The following is a 21,755-nucleotide window of genomic DNA, read 5'->3' as shown; positions in this document are numbered from 1 at the left end:
TGGAAAAAGGACTTAACTAGAAAACATAACCGCATGAATAATACTGATAAGCTAGATTCCCACACCCCAATGATGCAGCAGTATCTTCGGCTTAAGGCTCAACATCCTGAAATACTCCTGTTTTATCGGATGGGAGATTTTTATGAGCTGTTCTACAGTGATGCCAAACGCGCGTCCCAGTTATTGGATATCTCACTGACAAAACGGGGGGCTTCCGCCGGTGAACCTATTCCTATGGCGGGTGTTCCCTATCATTCGATAGAAAACTATCTGGCAAAGCTGGTTCAATTGGGTGAGTCAGCGGCTATCTGTGAGCAAATCGGTGATCCGGCTACCAGCAAAGGGCCGGTTGAACGTAAAGTCGTGCGAATAGTCACCCCCGGTACCGTGAGTGACGAGGCCTTACTGCAAGAGCGCCAGGATAATCTTCTGGCCGCCATCTGGCAGGATGCGCGCGGATTTGGTTATGCGACGCTGGATATCAGTTCAGGCCGCTTTAGAGTTGCAGAACCCGCAGACCTTGAAACTATGGCTGCCGAGTTACAACGTACCAATCCCGCAGAGTTACTTTATCCAGAAAACTTCGAGCAAATGTCGTTGATTGAACATCGACATGGCTTACGCCGCCGCCCATTATGGGAGTTTGAGCTGGAAACAGCCAAACAGCAGTTAAACCTGCAATTCGGCACCCGCGATTTAATCGGTTTTGGTGTCGAACAAGCCCATCAGGCACTGCGGGCTGCGGGCTGCCTGCTGCAATATGTCAAAGATACCCAGCGCACCTCCCTGCCCCATATCCGTGGCTTGACCATGGAGCGTCAGCAAGATGGCATTGTTATGGATGCTGCGACCCGTCGTAATCTTGAACTGACGCAGAATTTATCAGGTGGAACGGAAAACACGCTGGCCGCGATCCTCGATTGCACGGTAACCGCTATGGGCAGCCGCATGTTGAAACGCTGGCTGCATATGCCAATCCGTGACACCAAAGTGTTGACTGATCGCCAGCAAGCCATTGGTGGTCTGCAAGATATTACCGCTGAACTGCAAACTCCACTGCGTCAGGTCGGGGATTTAGAACGTATTTTGGCACGACTGGCACTGCGAACCGCTCGCCCGAGAGATTTGGCAAGAATGCGGCATGCATTTCAGCAACTGCCTGAGATTCATCATTTATTGCAGCCAGTGAATGTTCCCCATATCCAAAATTTACTGTCACAAGTCGGCCAGTTTGATGAATTACAAGATTTACTGGAACGCGCAATTGTTGAAACGCCGCCAGTATTGGTACGAGATGGTGGCGTCATCGCCTCTGGCTACAATGCAGAATTAGACGAATGGCGGGCGCTGGCTGATGGTGCAACCGATTATCTCGACCGGTTGGAAATCCGTGAACGCGAAAAACTGGGTCTGGATACCCTAAAAGTCGGTTTTAATGGTGTTCATGGCTATTACATTCAGGTTAGCCGTGGTCAGAGCCATCTGGTACCGATTCATTATGTTCGCAGGCAAACGTTGAAGAATGCCGAGCGCTACATCATTCCAGAGCTGAAAGAGTATGAAGACAAAGTTCTGACCTCGAAAGGCAAGGCTTTGGCGATTGAAAAAGGTTTGTACGAAGAAATTTTCGATCTGCTGTTGCCGCATCTACCTGAGTTACAAACCAGCGCCAATGCACTAGCCGAACTTGATGTTTTGGCGAATCTGGCCGAAAGAGCCGAAACACTCAACTACAACTGCCCTGTCCTGAGTGATAAACCGGGGATCAAAATTACTGGCGGCCGTCATCCGGTAGTGGAGCAGGTGCTCAGTGAGCCTTTTATTTCTAACCCGCTGACACTCTCACCTCAACGGCGAATGCTGATCATTACTGGCCCGAATATGGGCGGTAAAAGTACCTATATGCGCCAAACCGCATTGATAGTCTTACTGGCACATATGGGCAGCTATGTTCCTGCGGACCAAGCCACTATTGGGCCAGTTGACCGCATCTTTACTCGAGTCGGTGCTGCTGACGACCTGGCATCCGGTCGCTCAACCTTTATGGTCGAAATGACAGAAACGGCCAATATTCTGCATAATGCCACCGAACAAAGTTTGGTATTAATGGATGAAATTGGTCGCGGCACATCAACCTATGATGGCTTGTCATTAGCTTGGGCTTGTGCTGAAAATCTGGCTAGCCGTATCAAAGCCATGACGCTATTTGCTACTCATTACTTTGAGCTAACGACCCTGCCGGAAAAAATGGAGGGGGTGGTCAATGTTCATCTTGATGCATTGGAACATGGCGAAACCATCGCCTTTATGCACAGTGTGCAAGATGGTGCGGCGAGTAAAAGTTATGGTTTAGCTGTTGCGGCCTTGGCCGGAGTGCCACGGGATGTGATTAAACGCGCACGGCAAAAACTGAAAGAGCTGGAATCGTTGTCGAACAATGCAGCGGCAAGCAAAATTGATGGCTCGCAACTCACGTTGCTAAATGAAGAGGTATCGCCAGCAGTGGAAGCCTTAGAGGCATTGGATCCCGACTCCCTATCACCACGTCAGGCGCTTGAGTGGATTTATCGCCTGAAAAACATGGTGTAACCCAGTTAAAGGTTAATTGTCGCCATAAAAAAACGGTGAACATCAGTTCACCGTTTTTGTATTTTCCAGACTGTTTGCGAGAGTATCGCTATTCGCGGAACAATGCTTCGATGCTCAGGCCCTGCGCTTGCAGAATTTCCCGCAAACGACGTAACCCTTCAACCTGAATCTGGCGCACACGTTCACGTGTCAAACCAATTTCACGGCCAACATCTTCCAGTGTTGCAGCTTCATATCCTAACAGACCAAAACGACGGGCCAGAACTTCGCGCTGTTTTGCATTCAATTCGAACAGCCATTTAACGATACTTTGTTTCATATCGTCATCTTGCGTGGTGTCTTCTGGGCCGTTTTCATTTTCGTCAGACAGAATATCTAACAAGGCTTTCTCTGAATCGCCGCCTAAAGGTGTATCAACAGAAGTGATACGTTCGTTAAGGCGCAACATACGACTCACATCATCAACTGGCTTGTCGAGTTGCTCTGCAATCTCTTCTGCGCTCGGTTCATGATCTAATTTATGAGAAAGTTCTCGCGCTGTACGCAAATAAACGTTTAATTCTTTAACGATATGGATAGGCAGACGGATGGTACGGGTTTGGTTCATTATTGCCCGTTCAATTGTCTGGCGTATCCACCATGTGGCATAAGTGGAGAAACGGAAACCGCGTTCTGGGTCAAACTTTTCCACTGCACGGATAAGACCGAGGTTACCCTCTTCAATCAAATCCAGCAGTGCTAAACCGCGATTACTGTAACGGCGGGCAATCTTCACTACCAACCGCAAGTTACTTTCGATCATACGCCGACGTGAAGGCACATCTCCGCGCAATGCACGCCGGGCAAAATAAACCTCTTCTTCTGCGGTCAACAACGGCGAATAACCAATCTCACCAAGATAGAGCTGTGTCGCATCCAGCACCCGCTGGGTAACACCTTGTGCCAACAGCTCATCTTCTGCTAACTCGCTTTCAGTAGGTTCATCTTCTACTAATGCTTTTTCATCGAAAATTTCAGTTTCCGTACTGTTTTCATCAAAATCAGCATCTTCATGCAACTCGTTAACTTTCAGCGTATTTTGGCTCATATGCTGCTCCTACCCGTGAATCCGGCGAGCAGAATACAGCGTATTCTGCCCAATCTATCGCTGCGGAAGGTAACGCAGCGGGTTTACGGATTTCCCCTTGTAACGAATTTCAAAGTGCAATCTTACTGAACTGGTTCCGGTGCTACCCATGGTTGCTATTTTTTGACCCGCCTTCACTTCTTCTTGTTCCCGGACCAGCATTGTATCGTTATGAGCGTAGGCGCTCAGGTAATCATCATTGTGTTTGATGATGATTAGATTACCGTAACCACGCAGTGCATTCCCGGCATACACAACTCGCCCATTTGCTGTAGCGAAAATTGGTTGCCCACGAGAACCGGCGATATCAATCCCTTTATTGCCCCCTTCGGAAGCAGAGAAGCTATCGATCGTTTTACCTTCAGTTGGCCATTTCCAGTTACTGACTGGACCACCATTACTGGTAGGGTCACTGATAGTACTGCCTGGCGCGGTAACAGGTGCGGTTGTAGCGACAACTGCTCCTGACGATGGCAACATTTTGCCAACATTCTGTTTACCCGAGCTTTCAGAATACGCGCTAGTTGATTGAGAATCAACCGTTGTAGTTGTGTTCTGAATATTTGCCGGCGGTTTCGTTAGTCCACCTGATGTGGCATCTGTCGAGGCTAACATTCCACCGCCAGAACCATTACCCAACTGGATAGATTGCCCCACATTCAGACTATAAGGCTCAGCAATATTGTTTTTTGCCGCCAGATCACGGAAGTCATTCCCCGTTATCCAGGCAATATAAAACAGTGTGTCACCGCGTTTAACGGTATAGGTATTACCACTGTAGCTTCCTTTGGGAATATTATCGTAACTACGGTTATAAACGATGCGTTCACCCGAGCTATTAGTGTCCGAGCCACTTAGCATGGTACCGGAACGATCACCACCGACACTGCTGATGGGTGCAGATGTTGTATTATCATTACTACAACCAACCAACCATAAACTCATAACCGTACATGCCGCTACCCGGCGTAATGTAATCATTGGGCTTCCCGTGCTCATGCTTCCCCCATGACAGCAATATTAAGCGATATATCCAATATAGATGCGCGCATGCTATCAATAGCGCCCCTGCCATACCATATAATTTATGTTACTGATTTTTGTCCAATCTTCAGCACAAAAAAACCACACTTCGACTTTAGTCGAAAATTAAGACTGAAATAATGGTTTTTTTTCAGGCCAGCTCGCCTTTAACTAAAGGCACAAAACGCACAGCTTCTACTGTCTCGACCTTGAATTCATTGTTACGACGCTGCACACACTTCAATGTTTGAGCCTGTTCCCCCACAGGCAGAACTAATATCCCGCCCTCATCCAATTGCTCTAATAAAGCATTCGGTATTTCTGGTGGGGCGGCGGTCACAATGATCGCATCAAATGGCCCGCGTGATGCCCAACCTAACCAGCCATCACCATGACGGGTAGAGACATTATGCAGATCCAGCTGTTTCAGGCGACGTTTTGCCTGCCACTGTAACCCTTTGATTCGTTCAACTGAGCATACATGTTCGACTAAATGCGCCAAAATAGCGGTCTGATAACCCGATCCGGTGCCTATCTCTAATACGCGCGAAGTGGGAGTTAATTGCAACAACTCCGTCATGCGCGCCACCATATAAGGCTGAGAAATAGTTTGCCCAGAGCCTATAGGCAAGGCTGTGTTCTCATACGCTTTATGGGATAACGCCTCATCAACAAAACGCTCACGCGGCACCGCTTCCAGAGCTTGTAACAAGCGCTCGTCCTGAATACCTTGCTGACGTAACTGCATCAACAATGTTTGCATGCGTTTATTTACCATTCCCCGTCGACCTCATATTGGTTAATCAGCCATGCTGGCTAACCAGTTTTCAACCACGTCTTGAGCCCCATAGGCTGTTAAATCAACCTGCAACGGCGTGATAGACACATATCCCTGCTCAACAGCTGCAAAATCAGTGTCCTCCGCAACATCAAACTTCTCCCCAGGAGGGCCAATCCAATAGAGATCTTGCCCACGCGGGTCTTGCTGACAAAATACCTGCTCTGCCGGATGACGGCTACCACAACGAGTCACCCGAATCCCTTTAATTTCAGATAAGGGTAAGTCAGGTATATTAATATTCAGTATCTTGCCAGTGCGCAACGGTTTATGTTGTAACGCACGCAATATACGGCAAGTGACCGCTGCCGCCGTCGCATAATGCTGATGCCCATTGAGTGAAACCGCTAAAGCAGGAAAACCCAAATGCCGCCCTTCCATCGCAGCGGCTACCGTACCTGAGTAAATAACATCATCCCCCAGATTAGGGCCAGCATTAATGCCAGAAACCACAATATCTGGCCGCGGGCGCATTAACGCATTGACCCCCAGATAGACGCAATCTGTTGGCGTACCTTGCTGTACTGCAATATCGCCATTCGATAAAGTGGTAATGCGCAAGGCGCTATCTAGCGTCAATGCATTAGAGGAACCGCTGCGATTACGATCGGGTGCTACGATTTGTACCTGCGCGAACTCCCGCAATGCAGCAGCCAGCGTCTGTATGCCCGGCGCAGTAATACCATCATCGTTACTCAGCAATATCCGCAGCATCGGCATTATCCTGATTCATGATTTCGCGCACGACACTGGTAGCAAAACTACCGGCGGGTAACCAGAAGCTGAGTTCCAACGTGACCTCATCCCACCAGTTCCATGCCATATTCTGCGGTTTCAGCAAAATGGCCCGGCGTGCCCCTTCAACACGTTCGCGTTTAATCAGCGCCAGTAACTCGGTTTGATCCGCTAAACATGCCTGCTCGAAAGCTAATGCTGCGCCTTGAGTGCCCAGCTCACCATCACCGGGCAATGGCGCTGTAATATTCAGTTCGCCCGCATCGACTCGCTGCTGTAACAAGGCCAACTCATCAGCTGCGGCAACAAACCAACTGCCGCGCCCCGAGAGCTGTAATGCATCCCCTTCCAGCACCGTCGTCGCCTGCTGTTGAGCCAAACGGTCACTGCTAATCAGGTTGAACATGGCGCTACGGCTGGCGGATAAGTAAAAGCTGCGTTTACTGCGCTCTTTCACCCGAATTTCATTATTCGCCCACAAGCGAGCCTGCACCAGATTATTGCCACCACGGCCAAATCGCTGGCTACCAAAATAGTTAGGTACGCCATGCGCGGCTATCTGTTGCAAGCGTTGTTCTACGTCCTGATTGTCTGTTATGTGGCGCAATACCAAGGTAAAAGCATTGCCTTTCAATGAACCGATACGTAACTTTCTTTTCTGCCGCACAGACTCCAGCACTTCACAACCTTCCAGCTCGAAAGTCGAAAGATCCGGCGCTTCTTTGCCCGGCAAGTGCAGACAAAACCACTGCTCGGTGACTGCGTGACGATCTTTCAAGCCCGCATAGCTCACCAGCCGTGGGTGAATTTTGGCGAATCGCGCCAGATAATCAGCAACAAATTGGGTGTTACAGCCATGTTTGCGGATACGAACCAATAAATGCTCGCCTTCACCGTCCGGCTCAAAACCCAGATCTTCCACTACCACAAAATCTTCCGGGTTGGCTTTTAAAACGCCACTCGCCTTGGGCTTGCCGTGCAACCAGGTTAGATTGTCCATATCCATCAGTTATGCCTTAAGCCTGTTCAACTTTAATTAATAGCGCTACCGCTTCACACGCAATACCTTCACCACGGCCGGTAAAACCGAGCTGTTCAGTGGTGGTCGCTTTTACGTTGATGTCATCCATATGACATTGTAGATCTTCTGCCAAATGAACGCGCATTTGCGGGATATGCGGGGCCATTTTCGGTGCCTGAGCGATAATCGTGATATCCAGATTACCCAACCGGTAGCCTTTCGCCAGAATGCGGCGATATGCTTCACGTAATAAAGCGCGGCTATCGGCTCCTTTAAATGCCGGGTCCGTGTCAGGGAATAACTTACCGATATCACCTAGCGCCGCTGCACCCAATAATGCGTCGGTGGCGGCATGCAAGGCGACATCACCATCAGAATGTGCCAACAAGCCCTTTTCGTAAGGAATGCGCACCCCACCAATAATCAGCGGGCCACTGCCATTTTCGCCAAATTTATGAACATCGAAACCATGACCAATTCGCATTAATTGCACTCCAATCACTTTGGATATTGCCGTTGGGTTAAATAAAACTCTGCCAGCGCTAGATCCTCTGGGCGCGTCACCTTAATATTATCCGAACGTCCCGAAACCAATATCGGATGATAGCCGCAATGCTCTAAAGCTGAAGCCTCATCGGTGACTACTGCGCCGTCTTTTAAGGCGCGGGATAAGCACATTTTTAATAACTCAAGCGGGAAAAGTTGCGGTGTCAGGGCATGCCACAGCGCTTGACGATCAACCGTATGGGCAATGGCTTGAACCCCAGCCTCGCTCCGCTTCATGGTGTCACGAACCGGTGCTGCCAGAATGCCGCCGACCTTGCTGTGTTGTGTGATCGCTAATAGCTTTTCAAGATCGCCTTGGTGCAAACAAGGGCGAGCCGCATCATGGACTAATACCCATTCTGCTTGCCCAGCCTGCTGCAAACCCGCCATGACAGAATCAGCTCGCGCATCACCGCCGTGAACCATGCTGATACGGGGATCATCGGCGATAGATAACTGAGAGAATTGCGTGTCCTGCGGGTGTATCACAACAATAATCCGCTGAATTCGTGGGTGGCCAAGCAAAGAACAAATAGCATGTTCAATGATGGTCTTGCCTCCCGCGATTAAATACTGTTTAGGGCAATCAGCCTGCATGCGGCTGCCAATGCCTGCCGCCGGTACTATCGCTATAACTTCAGGCGCTATAACTTCAGGCGCAATAATTTCAGGCGCAATAACTTCAGATGCGACAACTTCAGGAAGGGAAACTGCGAAATTACTCATTATTTATTGTTGTGCGTTATTTTGTGTCGAAGGGATACTCGCATTGCGTCTGGATTGGTCAGGAACCAGACGATAGAAACTTTCGCCGGGTTTAATCATACCCAGTTCGTTACGTGCGCGTTCTTCGATCGCCTCTTGACCACCGTTTAAATCATCGATTTCAGCAAATAGCTGATCGTTTCGGGCTTTAAGTTTGCCGTTATTGACCTCTTGGAGTGCCACGTCATCCTTAACCCGAACAAAATCATGCACACCATTCTTGCCCAGCCATAATGAATACTGTAGCCAGCCAAGTAAAATCAGCAATAGTAACGTAAGTTTTCCCATTCCCGCCCCTTGAAAACTGCCTATACCGTAAATAATTCGAGTTGCAGGAAGGCGGCTATTGAGTGAATCCCCAAGAGCTTACACAAGTAAGTGACTGAGGTGAACGAAAGCAGCCAACACACATGCAGCTTGAAGTATGACGGGTATAATCATCCCACAACTCTTCGTCGGACTCCACTGTGTGACAGAAATAGGCCACAAAGCACAGATTAAGAGACTAATCAAATAGGCTCAAAGGACGATTTGCGGCAAAAATACCATGTAAATCGACAAAATGTCATTAAATGCGAATTTTCAGCACACTTTTTCGCCGCCATTATCGATTAATGACAAATGAGTCAGCGCAAATGCAACTTGAAGTATGACGGGGAATAAATTGAAGCGGGCTGTCACTAGGTCAAACCAAACAGCCCACGAATTGAGTACTCACCAGCCGGTGAGAAATGAAAATAGCATCCAGAATAAACACACCACGGCAATACCAGCGCCACCTACAGTAATAAGCACATTACCGCGCGATAGCATACTCAGCGTAATCCCGATCAACACTGACACCGGCATCAAAGCTAAAAAGAACGGCCAGGTGTAGAGCAAGAAGAAGACGGTATTGGGGCCATAGACAAAGAAGGGGATCGCGAACGCCAGCCAATAGAAGACAAAGCCGGTAACGCCACCGAGAAAGGAGTAAGACGGCTCCTCCCGTTCCCGTTGTTCGTCGATAGTAATCTGGGTGATATTGAGCATATAAATCCTGTGGGTACAGTTTACCACCGGCACACTCTGAGGGCGTTTACCAGCAGCTATAAGTATCTATACCCAAAGTCATTGGAGTGACAGATAGGCAGCAAGCGGATTCACCCCGATGAGCTGACTCAAGTCAGTGACTCGGGTGAGTGCGCGCAGCTAACAACACTGTAGCTTCAAGGGCAAAGGGTATATCAGGATTTGATAATAGCTCGACCACGCAGCACGTCTAACAATTGTTCAATCAAATTTGTTACTAATTGTTCACCCTGCAAGTGAATATCGGGATACTCAGGAAATTCGTAAATAGAGTCAATGCCAGTAAAATTTTTCAGCTCACCGGCACGGGCTTTTTTATACAATCCTTTCGGGTCACGCGCTTCGCAAATCGCCAATGGTGTATCGACAAATACCTCAATAAACTGGCCTGATGCCAGCATATCCCGCACCATTTTGCGCTCTGCCCGGTGAGGAGAGATAAATGCCGTTAACACCACCAGACCGGCATCCACCATCAATTTAGCCACTTCGCCAACCCGACGAATATTCTCGCGTCGGTCAGCATCAGAAAAGCCCAAGTCGCGGCATAAACCGTGGCGCACGTTGTCGCCATCAAGTAAGTAAGTGCTGACACCGCGAGCAAATAGTGCCTGCTCCAGCGCACCAGCTACAGTAGATTTACCCGAACCAGACAAGCCGGTAAACCACAGCACCACCCCCTGATGCCCATGCTGTTGCTCACGATCTTCTCGGGTCACCGCATGCGGATGCCAGACGACATTTTCGTCGGCTGGCGCGCCTTCCCGCTCATTGACACCCACATGATTAGTCTGATCGACGTGCACGTTATTTCCCCCCTAACAAGTCACGCGCGCCCCAATGTGGGAAGTGGCGGCGAACCAGCGCATTCAGCTCTAGTTCAAAGGCACTGAACTCAGTATTTTCCTGATAAACCGACTCTAGCGTTTCACGGATCAACCCAGCACCCACGGTGACATTACTCAACCTGTCGATGAAGATCATACCGCCGGTATCGCGATTGCGTTGATAGCTATCCAGCACCAGCGGCTCATCAAACGCTAGTTCAACCAAACCAATACCATTGAGTGGCAGGCTTTCAACTACCCGCTGGGTCAGCGAGTTGATTTCAACCTGATACTGAATATTTTCAACTCGCGCACGGGTCTTTTTCCCGGCGATTTTGATGTCATAACTTTGCCCGGCCACCAATGGCTGTTCCGCCATCCATACCACATCCACCAGCGCATTTTGCGCCGCTTGCAGGGTTTCACTGGCATCAACCAATAAATCACCACGGCTGATATCTACTTCATCGGTTAGCACCAGCGTGATAGCTTCACCGGGCCCAGCCTGAGTTAAGTCACCATCAAAAGTGACAATGCGCGCAACAGTGGATTCCACTCCTGAGGGCAGCACTTTGATTTTTTGCCCAACCCGCACGATACCGGCAGATAAGGTGCCAGCATAACCACGAAAATCCAGATTTGGCCGGTTAACATATTGCACCGGGAAGCGCAGTGGCTGCTGACGGCTGGCATTAACCACATCAACACTTTCCAGTACTTCAAGCAGTGTCGGGCCAGAATACCAATTCATCTTCTCACTGGGAGAGGCCACATTGTCGCCATCCAGCGCGGATAGCGGGACAAATTTAATATCCAGATCAGTGGGAAGTTGCTGGGCAAAACTCAGATAATCTTGTTTAAATTGCTCGAAAACACTTTCTTGATAATCGACCAAATCCATCTTATTCACGGCTACCACCAAGTGGCGGATACCCAGTAAGGTGGCGATAAAGCTGTGACGGCGAGTTTGGTCCAAAACCCCTTTGCGGGCATCGATCAGCAAAATGGCCAAATCACAGGTTGAAGCACCGGTCGCCATATTGCGCGTGTATTGCTCATGCCCTGGGGTATCGGCAATGATAAATTTGCGCTGTTCAGTCGAGAAGTAACGATAAGCCACATCAATAGTAATGCCCTGCTCACGCTCGGCCTGCAAGCCATCCACCAGCAATGCCAGATCCAGTTTTTCGCCTTGAGTACCAATGCGCTTACTGTCTGTGTGCAGCGTAGTGAGCTGATCTTCGTAGATCTGGCGAGTATCATGCAATAAACGGCCAATTAGCGTACTTTTGCCATCATCCACACTGCCGCAAGTCAAAAAACGCAGCATGGTTTTGTGCTGTTGGGCATGCAGGTAAGCTTCCACCCCGCCTTCATTAGCGATTTGTTGGGCGATGGAGTTGTTTTGTAAAATCATTGATTTACTTTCTACAATCGGCTGTTTTTCTGCCACTGATTGGCCTTGAAATTTGGTGTTCATCGGGCGCTCCTCAGAAATATCCCTGACGCTTTTTAAGCTCCATGGAGCCGGATTGATCGCGGTCGATCATACGACCCTGACGTTCGCTGGTGGTCGAGATAAGCATCTCTTCGATAATGGCAGGCAAGGTTTGCGTCTCGGACGCCACCGCACCGGTCAGTGGCCAGCAACCTAAAGTGCGAAAACGCACCATCTTCTGAGTAATCACTTCGCCCGGCTGCAAATCAATACGATCGTCGTCCACCATCAGCAACATCCCGTCGCGCTCCACCACTGGCCGTGGTTTCGCCAAATACAACGGCACAATGTCGATTTTTTCCAGGAAGATATATTGCCAGATATCCAGCTCAGTCCAGTTAGACAGCGGGAAGACGCGAATACTTTCACCTTTGTTAATCTGGCCGTTGTAGTTATGCCACAGCTCCGGGCGCTGGTTTTTCGGGTCCCAGCGATGGAAACGGTCACGGAACGAATAGATACGTTCTTTGGCGCGAGATTTCTCTTCATCCCGCCGCGCTCCACCAAAAGCAGCATCAAAACCGTATTTGTTCAGCGCTTGTTTAAGGCCTTCGGTTTTCATGATATCGGTGTGTTTGGCACTGCCGTGAACAAATGGGTTAATCCCCATCGCCACCCCTTCCGGATTGCGGTGCACCAGCAACTCACAGCCAAACGCTTTAGCCGTGTGGTCACGGAATTCATACATTTCACGGAATTTCCAGCCGGTGTCCACATGCAACAATGGGAATGGCAAGTTACCGGGGAAGAATGCCTTGCGCGCCAAATGCAGCATCACGGAAGAGTCTTTACCGATGGAATAGAGCATCACCGGGTTACCGAATTCGGCGGCCACTTCACGGATGATATGGATACTCTCCGCCTCCAATTGCCGCAAATGAGTGAGTCGTTTTTCGTCCATAACAGATCCTTTATGCCAAATTCACGACTGACGGGCTGATGGCCTGTTCAGTCTGAGGTTGTTGCCCAAACCAGGCAATTTGGTGATGTAAATCCACCACTTCGCCGATAACCAACAGTGCCGGTGTTGGAGCCTGATGTGCTAATAATTCCAACTCTGCCAAGGTGCCCGTCAGGACTTGTTGATCAGCACGAGTGCCCCGACCAATCACCGCCACTGGTGTGGTGCTGGCCCGGCCGTGGGCGATTAATTGCTGGCTGATTTCAGCCGCTTTCACTGTGCCCATGTAAATCGCCAACGTCTGGCGACCACGGGCGAGCGCCTGCCAATCCACATCATCGCCATCAGCACGGCAATGCCCGGTAATAAATGTCACACTTTGTGCATAGTCACGGTGAGTCAGAGGAATACCCGCATAGGCTGTCGCCCCGCTAGCGGCTGTCACCCCCGGCACGATGTGAAAGGGTATGCCCGCACGCGCTACAACTTGCAGCTCTTCACCACCACGACCAAAGATAAAAGGATCGCCCCCTTTTAGCCGAACCACGCGTTTGCCGCGCTGCGCTAAGGTGACTAATAATTGATTGGTTTCTTCTTGGGCAACCGAGTGCGCCCCCGCTCGCTTACCAACACAAATGCGTTGTGCATCACGGCGAACTAAATCCAGCACTTCTGGGCTAACTAAATGGTCATACAGCACCACATCAGCCTGCTGAATAACTTGCAGACCGCGTAAAGTTAACAAACCGGGGTCACCTGGCCCCGCCCCCACCAAGGCGACTTCACCCTGAGTGCGGCTCTGCCCTTCCAATGACAATTGCAGTTGTTCTTCGGCCTGCGCGAGCTGCCCCCGGCTGACAAAACTGGCAAAATGGCCGCTAAAGGCATTTTCCCAAAAACGGCGGCGCTCCCCCATCGAAGCAATGTGCTGTTTCACCCGCCCGCGCCAACGCCCGGCGATAGCAGCCATATGGCCCAAACTGCCGGGTAATAAGGCTTCTAACTTTTCGCGCAAAATACGTGCCAGAACCGGTGCCTGACCGGCAGAAGAAATCGCCACCACCAGCGGCGAGCGATCGACAATCGACGGAAAGATAAATGAACAACGGGGTTGGTCATCAACCACATTAGCCAAAAGATGCCGCTCATCTGCCGCCGCGAAAACCGCCGCGTTCAATGCCGTATCGTTAGTCGCGGCAATCACCAGAAACACCTCATCCAACTGTTCTGGCAAGAAATCCTTTGCCTGCCAGTCAATGCGGCCATCCTGATATTGTTGCTCGAGTTCCGATGAAAGAGTCTGTGCCACTACCCGCACCTGTGCGCCCGCGCGGTGGAGTAAGTCAATTTTTCGCGCAGCAACTTCACCGCCACCAACGACCAGTACCGGGCGTCGTTTCAAGTCGGCAAAAAGAGGTAGATAGTCCACAGCATCCTTCAATTACATAATAAGCATATACGTAGGGTGACTATAGGGGGGGGTTATGACCTTATGAAATGACTAAAAGTAATTACAAGTTCCATAATGATATATAGGCGTGATAGTAAGGTTCCCAGCGATGTCACTCAGATTATCACTGTGAGCAATTTTCTTATCTGCTGACATAAATATCTGCACTTTAGGAGCCATACGGATTGTCTATTACACACGACACTCCCATACTAATGACGTTATCTATGCCAACAGGTATAGCGCAGACTATAAACAAGGATATTTCGGTATGCTTTCCCGTCGTTGCCTAAAGTGGGCACTCTTTACGCTGAGTTTAACGACCGTCCTGCCACTTCAGGCAGCGACATCTCCCGCCACCGGTCAAATAGCTGAACAACAAGTTCGCCATATCAGTACCTACTTTCCTGGCCGCATGGCAGGCAGCCCTGCTGAATTACTGGCAGCTGAGTATATTAATCATCGTTTTCAGCAGATGGGCTATCAGAGTGATTTACGTGGCTTCAATACCCGTTATCTCTATACCAGTAAAAATGGCAAGCAAAGCTGGCGCAACGTCAGTGCCACCTCGGTAATTGCTGCTCGCAACGTATCAACCAATAAAGAAGATGCTCAAAAACAGATAGTCATCATGGCGCACTTTGATACTTACACCCCGCAAAGTGATAAAGATTTAGATAAAAATCTGGGCGGTCTGACCTTGCAAGGTGTTGATGACAATGCCGCTGGCGTGGGTGTGATGCTGGAGCTGGCGGAGCGCCTCAAAGCAACCTCTCTGCGCTATGATGTGCGTTTTGTCGCGCTCAGTGCCGAGGAAATCGGCGCGCAAGGCACTGAAAATTATCTACAAAGAATGAGTCCGGCAGAGAAAACCAACACGTTGCTGGTGATCAATTTAGATAACCTGATCACTGGCGATCGCCTCTATTTTAATGCCAGTAACCAACCTTCGGCTCAGGCTGCCAGGGATCAGGCACTGGCGCTGGCGCGCCGCTATGGCATTACAGCTTCCACCGTAAAAGATAAAGTGACTTCGCCATGTCGGGTAGAAAAGGATGCTTTTGATTCTACAGGGATACCGGTGTTATTCGTCGAGGCCAGCAACTACACATTGGGCAATAAAGATGGCTGCCAACAACGAGCTATCAGTAAGCATTTCCCACAGGGAACCACTCGTCATCAAAGCCAACTGGATAACTTAAATTATCTGGATAAATTCTTACCGGGCCGAATCACCAAACGTACGCACGATACCGTACAGATATTGCTGCCACTGATACAAGAGTTAGCTGCCGCTAAAAAATAGTTTCCACTATGCGAAACACCACGCAAAAAAAATAAAAAAACCAATTAATTCAAATCAAAGGCGATCAGTACGGTCGCCCTTTTCCGTGTTTTCCGCGTATAACTTTTGGTAGGTATGATACCTATAAATAATTGACTCAATCTTGCTGGTGGGTATGATACCTACCAGTACTCACCAGGAGGTCACATGGAGAGTGGCGAATTAATAAAGCGATTGCAGGATGCGGGCTGGCAAATCAGAGGAGGTAAAAAAACTAATGATGGGAGCCATATCACTCTGTGTAAACCAGGTATCCGTAAAATTATTACGCTCCCTCATCCACGCAAAGAGTTATCCAAAGGCATGCTGCGGCAAGCTCAGCAGATTGCCGGGATTAAATTGATTTAAGCAACGCGGTATACCCTAAATAGTTCAAGTTGCACCTCCCCAAGAGCTTACACAAGTAAGTCGCTGGGGCGGCCAACACAGGTGCAGCTTGCTACCAGACAGGTATAAACAGCTTGGGGAGTTAACCATGATCTACCCTATTTTCATCTTCAGTACTGTAGAAGGATTCGACGGCTATTTTCCCGATATTGACGGCTGCTTCTTTGCGGGTAACACCTTTGCGGAGATTAGTCAGAATGCTGAAGAAGCCTTTGCCACTCATATTGAGGCGCTAATGGATGAAGGTTTTCCATTACCAACGCCTCCCAAAGATCCACAACGGTATATCAATGATCCGCGTTTAAAAGAAGATGGCGGCATTTTGGGGTTTGTCGAGATCGATCCAGCCAAGTATGAAAGTAAGGCAATAAAATTTAATCTGACGATGTCACAGAATCTACTCACTGCGATTGATAAGTTTATCGCCACCCACCGTGGTTATAAGAATCGTAGCCAGTTTCTGGCAGAGTTGGCACGTGAGCGAATAGCTCGTTAGTGCCCCAAACTGCTGGCAAAGTCAAATGAAGGGGAATCGTGCCGTTGGGGTCATAGCGACGTAAGTCACCGAAGAGCCCCTCGGTGTGGTAAACCCTTCACTCATTGAGCGATCAGCTTTCATGCAAACCACATTCACGTTTTAGGCCGAAGAAACGCGTCTCTTCTTCACTCATACCCGGTTCCCATTTACGGGTGGTATGGGTATCACCGACAGAGAGATAACCCTGCTCCCACAGTGGATGGTAGCTCAAGCCATGTTGCGTCAAATACTGATAAACCTGGCGGTTATCCCAATCAATGATAGGAAGCAACTTGAAGACCCCGCGCGCAATTGCCAAAACGGGTAGTTTTGCACGACTCCCCGATTGTTCACGACGCAGCCCCGCAAACCAGGTTTGAGCACCTAAGGTTTCCAGTGCGCGATTCATTGGCTCAACTTTATTCAAATCATTGTAGCGCTCAATCCCCTCAACACCCTGCTCCCACAGTTTGCCATAACGGGCTTCTTGCCAGGCAGGGCTTTGCTGCGCGCGAAACACCTGCAAATTGAGCTGAAGTTTTTCGGTGAGAGAGTCAATAAATTGATAGGTTTCTGGGAACAGATAACCGGTATCAGTGAGAATCACCGGGATATCAGGCTGCTGGCGTGTCACCAGATGCAAGCAAACTGCGGCCTGAATACCAAAGCTGGAAGAGAGCACAAACTCACCGGGTAGATTTTCCAACGCCCAGCTGACGCGCTCCTGTGCGGTTAGATGCTCCAATTGCCCATTAACCAGCGCCAATGCCGCCGCTTGTTCCGCTTTCGGCAGCGCATTAAGTTCATTGAGATTAAATTGGCTCACACCGCCTCCTGAACATCATAAAAGTCGTGGGCTGAATCTATCACCGGAGCAATAACACCGACGCGAATAACAAAATCACCGAAACCTTCATCAGTATGACGTTCCTTCGCCCAGCGCTCGACCAATTGATCGGTAATGGCCAGAATTTCATCTTCGGTGATGTTTTCACGATACATCCGCGGTATTCGCGTACCTTCGCGATTGCCGCCCAGATGCAGGTTATATCGGCCCACCGCTTTCCCCACCAGCCCCATTTCAGCCAATAAAGCACGGCCACAACCATTAGGGCAACCGGTGACGCGCATCACAATATGCTCATCGGGCAGACCGTGCTGTTGCAAAATACCTTCAATACGGGTGACAAATTCCGGCAGGAAGCGTTCAGCCTCCGCCATCGCCAATGGGCAAGTTGGGAATGAAACACAAGCCATTGAATTTTCACGCTGCGGGCTGACACTGTCATCCATCAGGCCATGCTCGCGGGCCAGAGCTTCAATGCGCGCTTTGTCTTTTTCCGGCACGCCAGCCACAATCAGGTTCTGGTTAGCGGTTAAACGGAAATCGCCCTGATGGATTTTGGCAATTTCCGCCACGCCAGTTTTCAGACTGCGGCCTGGATAATCCAGCAAACGGCCATTTTCGATAAATAAGGTCAGATGCCACTTTTTATCAATACCTTTTACCCAACCGATACGGTCACCACGGCCAGTAAATTGATAAGGTTTGATGGCTCCGAAACTCACCCCGGCGCGCTTTTCAACTTCGGCTTTGAACACCTCAACACCAACACGCTCTAGCGTATATTTGGTTTTCGCATTCTTACGATCAGTGCGGTTACCCCAATCACGTTGAGTGGTCACCACCGCTTCAGCAATCGCCAAAGTGTGTTGCAATGGGATATAGCCGAATTCACTGGCTTTACGTGGGTAAGTATTCTTATCACCGTGAGCAATGGATAACCCACCGCCGACCAGCACGTTAAAGCCGACTAACTTGCCCTTGTCTGCCACAGCGACAAAGTTAAGGTCATTGGCATGGAGATCCACATCATTTTGCGGCGGAATAACTACCGTGGTTTTAAATTTGCGTGGCAAATAAGTAGCACCGAGGATCGGTTCTTCATCCGTGGTCGCGACTTTTTCTGCATCCAGCCAAATTTCAGCGTAAGCACGGGTGCGCGGCAGTAAATGTTCAGAAATTTTCTTCGCCCATTCATAAGCTTCCTGATGGAGCACTGATTCCACCGGATTCGAGGTGCAAAGCACGTTACGGTTAACATCATTTGCCGTCGCCAATGCATCCAAACCTAATTGATTGAGCAACTGGTGAGCTGGTTTCACATTCCCTTTCAAAATGCCATGAAACTGGAATGTCTGGCGGTTAGTGATACGGATACTGCCATATAAGGTATTATCCGCAGCAAACTTATCAATACCCAACCACTGTTGCGGGGTAATGATTCCGCCGGGTAAACGGCAACGCAACATCATGGCGTGACGGGGTTCCAGCTTCTGTTCAGCGCGCTCGGCACGGATATCACGGTCATCTTGTTGATACATACCGTGAAAGCGGATCAGCAAGAAGTTATCGCCGTTGAACCCGCCGGTCAGCCCGTCATTCAAATCTTCTGCAATCGTCCCGCGTAAGAAGTTACTTTGCGACTTCATGCGCTCGCCGTCAGAAAGTTTTCCCGTCACGACCAACGGCCCAAGGTGTTTTTCACTCATCAGTACACATCCCGCTGATAACGGCGCGCCAGGCGCAGCTCACTTAAATATTCATCAGCCTGCTCAGCATCCATCGCGCCGTGCAGAGCCACCACGTCCAGTAAAACCTGCTCAACGTCTTTCGCCATGCGATTAGCATCACCACAGACGTAAATGTGGGCACCTTGTTGGATCCAGTTCCACAGTTCTGCACCTTGTTCGCGCAGTTTGTCTTGTACATATATTTTATCGGCTTGATCGCGCGACCATGCCAGATCAATACGAGTCAGCAAGCCATCTTTGACATAGCGTTGCCATTCGACCTGATAGAGAAAATCTTCAGTAAAATGCGGGTTGCCGAAAAGTAACCAGTTCTTGCCCGTAGCACCATCGGCTTCGCGCTGCTGCATAAACGCACGGAAGGGGGCGATACCGGTTCCTGGCCCAATCATTATCACTGGCGTTTCTGGGTTAGTGGGTAAACGGAAGTTATCGTTATGTTCGATAAAAATGCGAATATCACCATCCACTTCCAGCCGATCTGCCAGATAACCCGATGCACCACCAGTACGTGGCCGACCATCAATGTCATAGCGCACCACACCGACCGTAACATGCACTTCATTCTCGGTTTCAGCCTGTGAGGAGGCGATGGAATAGAGCCGAGGTGTTAGTGGCCGTAACAGCGCAACCAGTTGATCGGCATTCAGGTCTGAAGGGGCCTGACGAACCATATCAACAATTGGGGTATTCTTCGCATAATGTTGCAGCGCTGATTTATCCGCCAGCAAAGCAATCAATTTTTCATCACGGGAAAGTGCTGCATATTTATCGACGATCAGGGTGGTATTTTGTGTCAGCTCAAGATGGCTGCGCAGTGCTTGCGACAGCGATATATTCTGCCCATCAATACTGACCTGCTCATCACCTTTAAGCCACAATAGCGCCAACAACTCTTCGACCAATGCCGGGTCATTATCAAACCAGATACCCAGAGCATCGCCCGGCTGATAGCGCAGCCCGGAGTCCCCTAAATCAATTTCAATATGGCGTACATCTTTCTCAGAGTTGCGGCCGGTCACTTTTTGCTGCACAGATAACTGTGCGGTCAGTGGCGCAGCCTTGCTATATGGGCTGGAGGTAATTTCATCAACCGCGCCGCTTGGTGTTACTGCTACCGCAGCCGCTGATTGCGCGGGGACTCTTGCCTGCAATGCCGCCACAATTTGTTGACGCCACTGCTGTGCGGATTCTTGATATTCCACATCAGCATCGACTCTCTCCAATAATCGCTGTGCACCCAACTCAGCCAATTTGTTGTCGAAGTCTTTGCCTGCCTGACAAAAATGCTCGTATGAGGTATCGCCTAAACCCAATACCGCAAAGGCAGTTTCTGGCAATTTCGGCGCTTTTTTAGAGAATAGGAACTTATGCAGGGCAACAGCCTCTTCAGCCGGCTCACCTTCACCTTGAGTGGAGGCCACAATAACCAGCAAGCGCTCTTGCGCGATCTGCTTAAACTTATAATCACCGGCGTTAACCAGATTGACGTTAAGTTTGGCAGCCACAAGGTCATCGCGTAACTGTTCGGCCAAGCGGCGTGCATTACCGGTTTGAGAGGCAGAAATCAGGGTAATAGTTACCGCCGCAGGGGCCGCTACAGCAGGAGCAACAACCGCACCGGGTTGCTGATTAACCATGCCCCAAAAGTAGCCAGATAACCATGCCATTTGGGTTGGGGAAAACTCACCCACCGCCGCCTGCAAGCGGGCTAACTGCTCCGGCGATAGCGGAAGTAAAGAACTAGGAGGAACCTGAGTCGTCATTGCAGTACTAATTCCCTTAAGCTATAGCCAGTGTCAGCTGATATATTCAGCAAATAAATCTTGATGTTTGTAAGGTTAACCATCCCGATAATAACAATTAAAGAAGCAATAGAAATAATAAATAACCAAAACGACTAAGCGGTTTTTCAGGTAATAGATATGAGTTAAAGTGTTCAACTTATTAGGAAATTTGTGCCCACTGATATTGCGCCACAGATTGAGTCGGTCTGTATATAAATCAGTAGGCTACGCTGTAGATAAGCACAACGCGTCAGGCTCGGGAGGCCACACCGCTAGCGCATTCATAGCCAGCATCGATGCTTTCCGGTACTATGCGGCGTTTTTTTGAGTCAATAAGGTCAGAATGATGAGCACCACCCTATTTAAAGATTTTCAGTTTGAAGCTGCCCACTTGTTGCCCCATGTACCAGAGGGCCACAAATGCGGTCGTTTGCACGGCCATTCATTTATGATCCGTATCGAGGTCACCGGTGAAGTTGATGCTCACTCCGGCTGGGTGATGGATTTTGCTGAACTCAAAGCTGCGTTTAAACCGATTTGGGAACGTTTGGACCATCACTATTTGAATGACATTCCTGGTCTGGAAAATCCGACCAGTGAAGTGCTGGCCAGCTGGATTTGGCAACAGCTTAAACCGCAATTACCAGAACTGAGCGCCGTCATGGTAAAAGAGACTTGTTCTGCGGGTTGTATTTTTCGCGGCTAATAAATCGCGCTGAATAAATCGCGGCGAGTAA

21 protein-coding genes are annotated in these 21,755 nt (G+C 49.5%); 5 read left to right on the top strand and 16 right to left on the bottom strand.

The genetic code is table 11. The features are described 5' to 3' along the window. The first annotated feature begins 33 nt into the window (after positions 1 to 33). On the top strand, positions 34 to 2,589 hold the full coding sequence (mutS, locus tag FGL26_RS19960) for a DNA mismatch repair protein MutS (RefSeq protein WP_005167305.1): 2,556 nt from the start codon (positions 34 to 36) through the stop codon (positions 2,587 to 2,589). Between the two features lie 88 nt (positions 2,590 to 2,677). Here mutS and rpoS read toward each other — a convergent pair whose 3' ends face one another. The 13 genes from rpoS to cysG form a co-directional block, all read right to left on the bottom strand. Then, the gene (gene rpoS, locus FGL26_RS19955; RefSeq protein ID WP_005167303.1) at positions 2,678 to 3,676 is read right to left on the bottom strand and encodes an RNA polymerase sigma factor RpoS; all 999 of its coding nucleotides are present in this window, start codon (positions 3,674 to 3,676) and stop codon (positions 2,678 to 2,680) included. Positions 3,677 to 3,730: 54 nt separating this feature from the next. Further along, positions 3,731 to 4,696 carry a murein hydrolase activator NlpD gene (gene nlpD, locus FGL26_RS19950; RefSeq protein ID WP_005167301.1) on the bottom strand — a complete coding sequence of 322 codons (966 nt, stop codon included), beginning with the start codon at positions 4,694 to 4,696 and terminating at the stop codon, positions 3,731 to 3,733. A 193-nt stretch (positions 4,697 to 4,889) separates the two neighbouring features. Beyond that, the gene (locus FGL26_RS19945; protein ID WP_005167299.1) at positions 4,890 to 5,516 is read right to left on the bottom strand and encodes a protein-L-isoaspartate(D-aspartate) O-methyltransferase; all 627 of its coding nucleotides are present in this window, start codon (positions 5,514 to 5,516) and stop codon (positions 4,890 to 4,892) included. A 21-nt stretch (positions 5,517 to 5,537) separates the two neighbouring features. After that, on the bottom strand, positions 5,538 to 6,290 hold the full coding sequence (surE, locus tag FGL26_RS19940) for a 5'/3'-nucleotidase SurE (protein WP_005167297.1): 753 nt from the start codon (positions 6,288 to 6,290) through the stop codon (positions 5,538 to 5,540). Beyond that, positions 6,268 to 7,317 carry a tRNA pseudouridine(13) synthase TruD gene (truD, locus tag FGL26_RS19935; protein WP_005167295.1) on the bottom strand — a complete coding sequence of 350 codons (1,050 nt, stop codon included), beginning with the start codon at positions 7,315 to 7,317 and terminating at the stop codon, positions 6,268 to 6,270. Before truD ends, surE begins: the two co-directional genes overlap by 23 nt. Positions 7,318 to 7,327: 10 nt before the next feature. Then, entirely contained in the window at positions 7,328 to 7,816 is a 489-nt protein-coding gene (gene ispF, locus FGL26_RS19930; RefSeq protein ID WP_005167293.1) for a 2-C-methyl-D-erythritol 2,4-cyclodiphosphate synthase, read from the bottom strand. Positions 7,817 to 7,830: 14 nt separating this feature from the next. Next, the gene (gene ispD / locus FGL26_RS19925) at positions 7,831 to 8,604 is read right to left on the bottom strand and encodes a 2-C-methyl-D-erythritol 4-phosphate cytidylyltransferase (protein WP_005167291.1); all 774 of its coding nucleotides are present in this window, start codon (positions 8,602 to 8,604) and stop codon (positions 7,831 to 7,833) included. 3 nt (positions 8,605 to 8,607) lie between these two features. Beyond that, positions 8,608 to 8,931 (bottom strand): cell division protein FtsB, encoded by a 324-nt coding sequence (gene ftsB, locus FGL26_RS19920; protein WP_005167289.1) that lies wholly within the window; start codon positions 8,929 to 8,931, stop codon positions 8,608 to 8,610. A gap of 426 nt (positions 8,932 to 9,357) precedes the next feature. Then, on the bottom strand, positions 9,358 to 9,675 hold the full coding sequence (locus FGL26_RS19915) for a DUF3561 family protein (RefSeq protein ID WP_005167287.1): 318 nt from the start codon (positions 9,673 to 9,675) through the stop codon (positions 9,358 to 9,360). 194 nt (positions 9,676 to 9,869) lie between these two features. Further along, positions 9,870 to 10,496 (bottom strand): adenylyl-sulfate kinase, encoded by a 627-nt coding sequence (gene cysC / locus FGL26_RS19910; RefSeq protein WP_307698975.1) that lies wholly within the window; start codon positions 10,494 to 10,496, stop codon positions 9,870 to 9,872. Between the two features lie 25 nt (positions 10,497 to 10,521). Continuing rightward, positions 10,522 to 12,021 carry a sulfate adenylyltransferase subunit CysN gene (gene cysN / locus FGL26_RS19905; RefSeq protein ID WP_005167283.1) on the bottom strand — a complete coding sequence of 500 codons (1,500 nt, stop codon included), beginning with the start codon at positions 12,019 to 12,021 and terminating at the stop codon, positions 10,522 to 10,524. A 10-nt stretch (positions 12,022 to 12,031) separates the two neighbouring features. Continuing rightward, positions 12,032 to 12,940 carry a sulfate adenylyltransferase subunit CysD gene (gene cysD, locus FGL26_RS19900; protein WP_138060268.1) on the bottom strand — a complete coding sequence of 303 codons (909 nt, stop codon included), beginning with the start codon at positions 12,938 to 12,940 and terminating at the stop codon, positions 12,032 to 12,034. Between the two features lie 10 nt (positions 12,941 to 12,950). After that, the gene (gene cysG / locus FGL26_RS19895; RefSeq protein ID WP_005167279.1) at positions 12,951 to 14,369 is read right to left on the bottom strand and encodes a siroheme synthase CysG; all 1,419 of its coding nucleotides are present in this window, start codon (positions 14,367 to 14,369) and stop codon (positions 12,951 to 12,953) included. 292 nt (positions 14,370 to 14,661) lie between these two features. Between cysG and FGL26_RS19890 the strand changes: the two genes are divergently transcribed. The 3 genes from FGL26_RS19890 to FGL26_RS19875 all read left to right on the top strand — a co-directional run bounded on the left by FGL26_RS19890 (position 14,662) and on the right by FGL26_RS19875 (position 16,618). Continuing rightward, entirely contained in the window at positions 14,662 to 15,696 is a 1,035-nt protein-coding gene (locus tag FGL26_RS19890) for an aminopeptidase (protein ID WP_005167277.1), read from the top strand. A 186-nt stretch (positions 15,697 to 15,882) separates the two neighbouring features. Then, on the top strand, positions 15,883 to 16,083 hold the full coding sequence (locus tag FGL26_RS19880) for a type II toxin-antitoxin system HicA family toxin (RefSeq protein ID WP_005167276.1): 201 nt from the start codon (positions 15,883 to 15,885) through the stop codon (positions 16,081 to 16,083). A gap of 127 nt (positions 16,084 to 16,210) precedes the next feature. After that, positions 16,211 to 16,618: a type II toxin-antitoxin system HicB family antitoxin gene (locus tag FGL26_RS19875; protein ID WP_005167274.1), complete on the top strand. Its 408-nt coding sequence runs from the start codon at positions 16,211 to 16,213 to the stop codon at positions 16,616 to 16,618. Between the two features lie 112 nt (positions 16,619 to 16,730). Here the strand turns inward: FGL26_RS19875 and FGL26_RS19870 are convergent, their stop codons facing one another. Genes FGL26_RS19870 through cysJ form a run of 3 tightly spaced genes read right to left on the bottom strand, consistent with a single transcriptional unit; the run spans position 16,731 to position 20,997 of the window. After that, a complete protein-coding gene (locus FGL26_RS19870; RefSeq protein ID WP_005167272.1) occupies positions 16,731 to 17,465 on the bottom strand; it encodes a phosphoadenylyl-sulfate reductase in 735 nt (244 codons plus the stop codon). Beyond that, on the bottom strand, positions 17,462 to 19,192 hold the full coding sequence (cysI, locus tag FGL26_RS19865; RefSeq protein WP_032912589.1) for an assimilatory sulfite reductase (NADPH) hemoprotein subunit: 1,731 nt from the start codon (positions 19,190 to 19,192) through the stop codon (positions 17,462 to 17,464). The genes FGL26_RS19870 and cysI overlap by 4 nt, the downstream gene beginning before the upstream one ends. After that, complete coding sequence (cysJ, locus tag FGL26_RS19860; RefSeq protein WP_005167267.1) at positions 19,192 to 20,997, bottom strand: NADPH-dependent assimilatory sulfite reductase flavoprotein subunit; 1,806 nt, start codon at positions 20,995 to 20,997, stop codon at positions 19,192 to 19,194. The genes cysI and cysJ overlap by 1 nt, the downstream gene beginning before the upstream one ends. Positions 20,998 to 21,364: 367 nt before the next feature. Between cysJ and queD the strand changes: the two genes are divergently transcribed. Next, a complete protein-coding gene (gene queD, locus FGL26_RS19855) occupies positions 21,365 to 21,724 on the top strand; it encodes a 6-carboxytetrahydropterin synthase QueD (protein WP_005167265.1) in 360 nt (119 codons plus the stop codon). Positions 21,725 to 21,755 lie beyond the last annotated feature (31 nt).

Origin of the sequence: Yersinia enterocolitica subsp. enterocolitica (genome assembly GCF_901472495.1) — a bacterium.
Lineage (GTDB): Bacteria > Pseudomonadota > Gammaproteobacteria > Enterobacterales > Enterobacteriaceae > Yersinia > Yersinia enterocolitica.
This window is presented reverse-complemented; position numbering and strand designations above follow the sequence as displayed.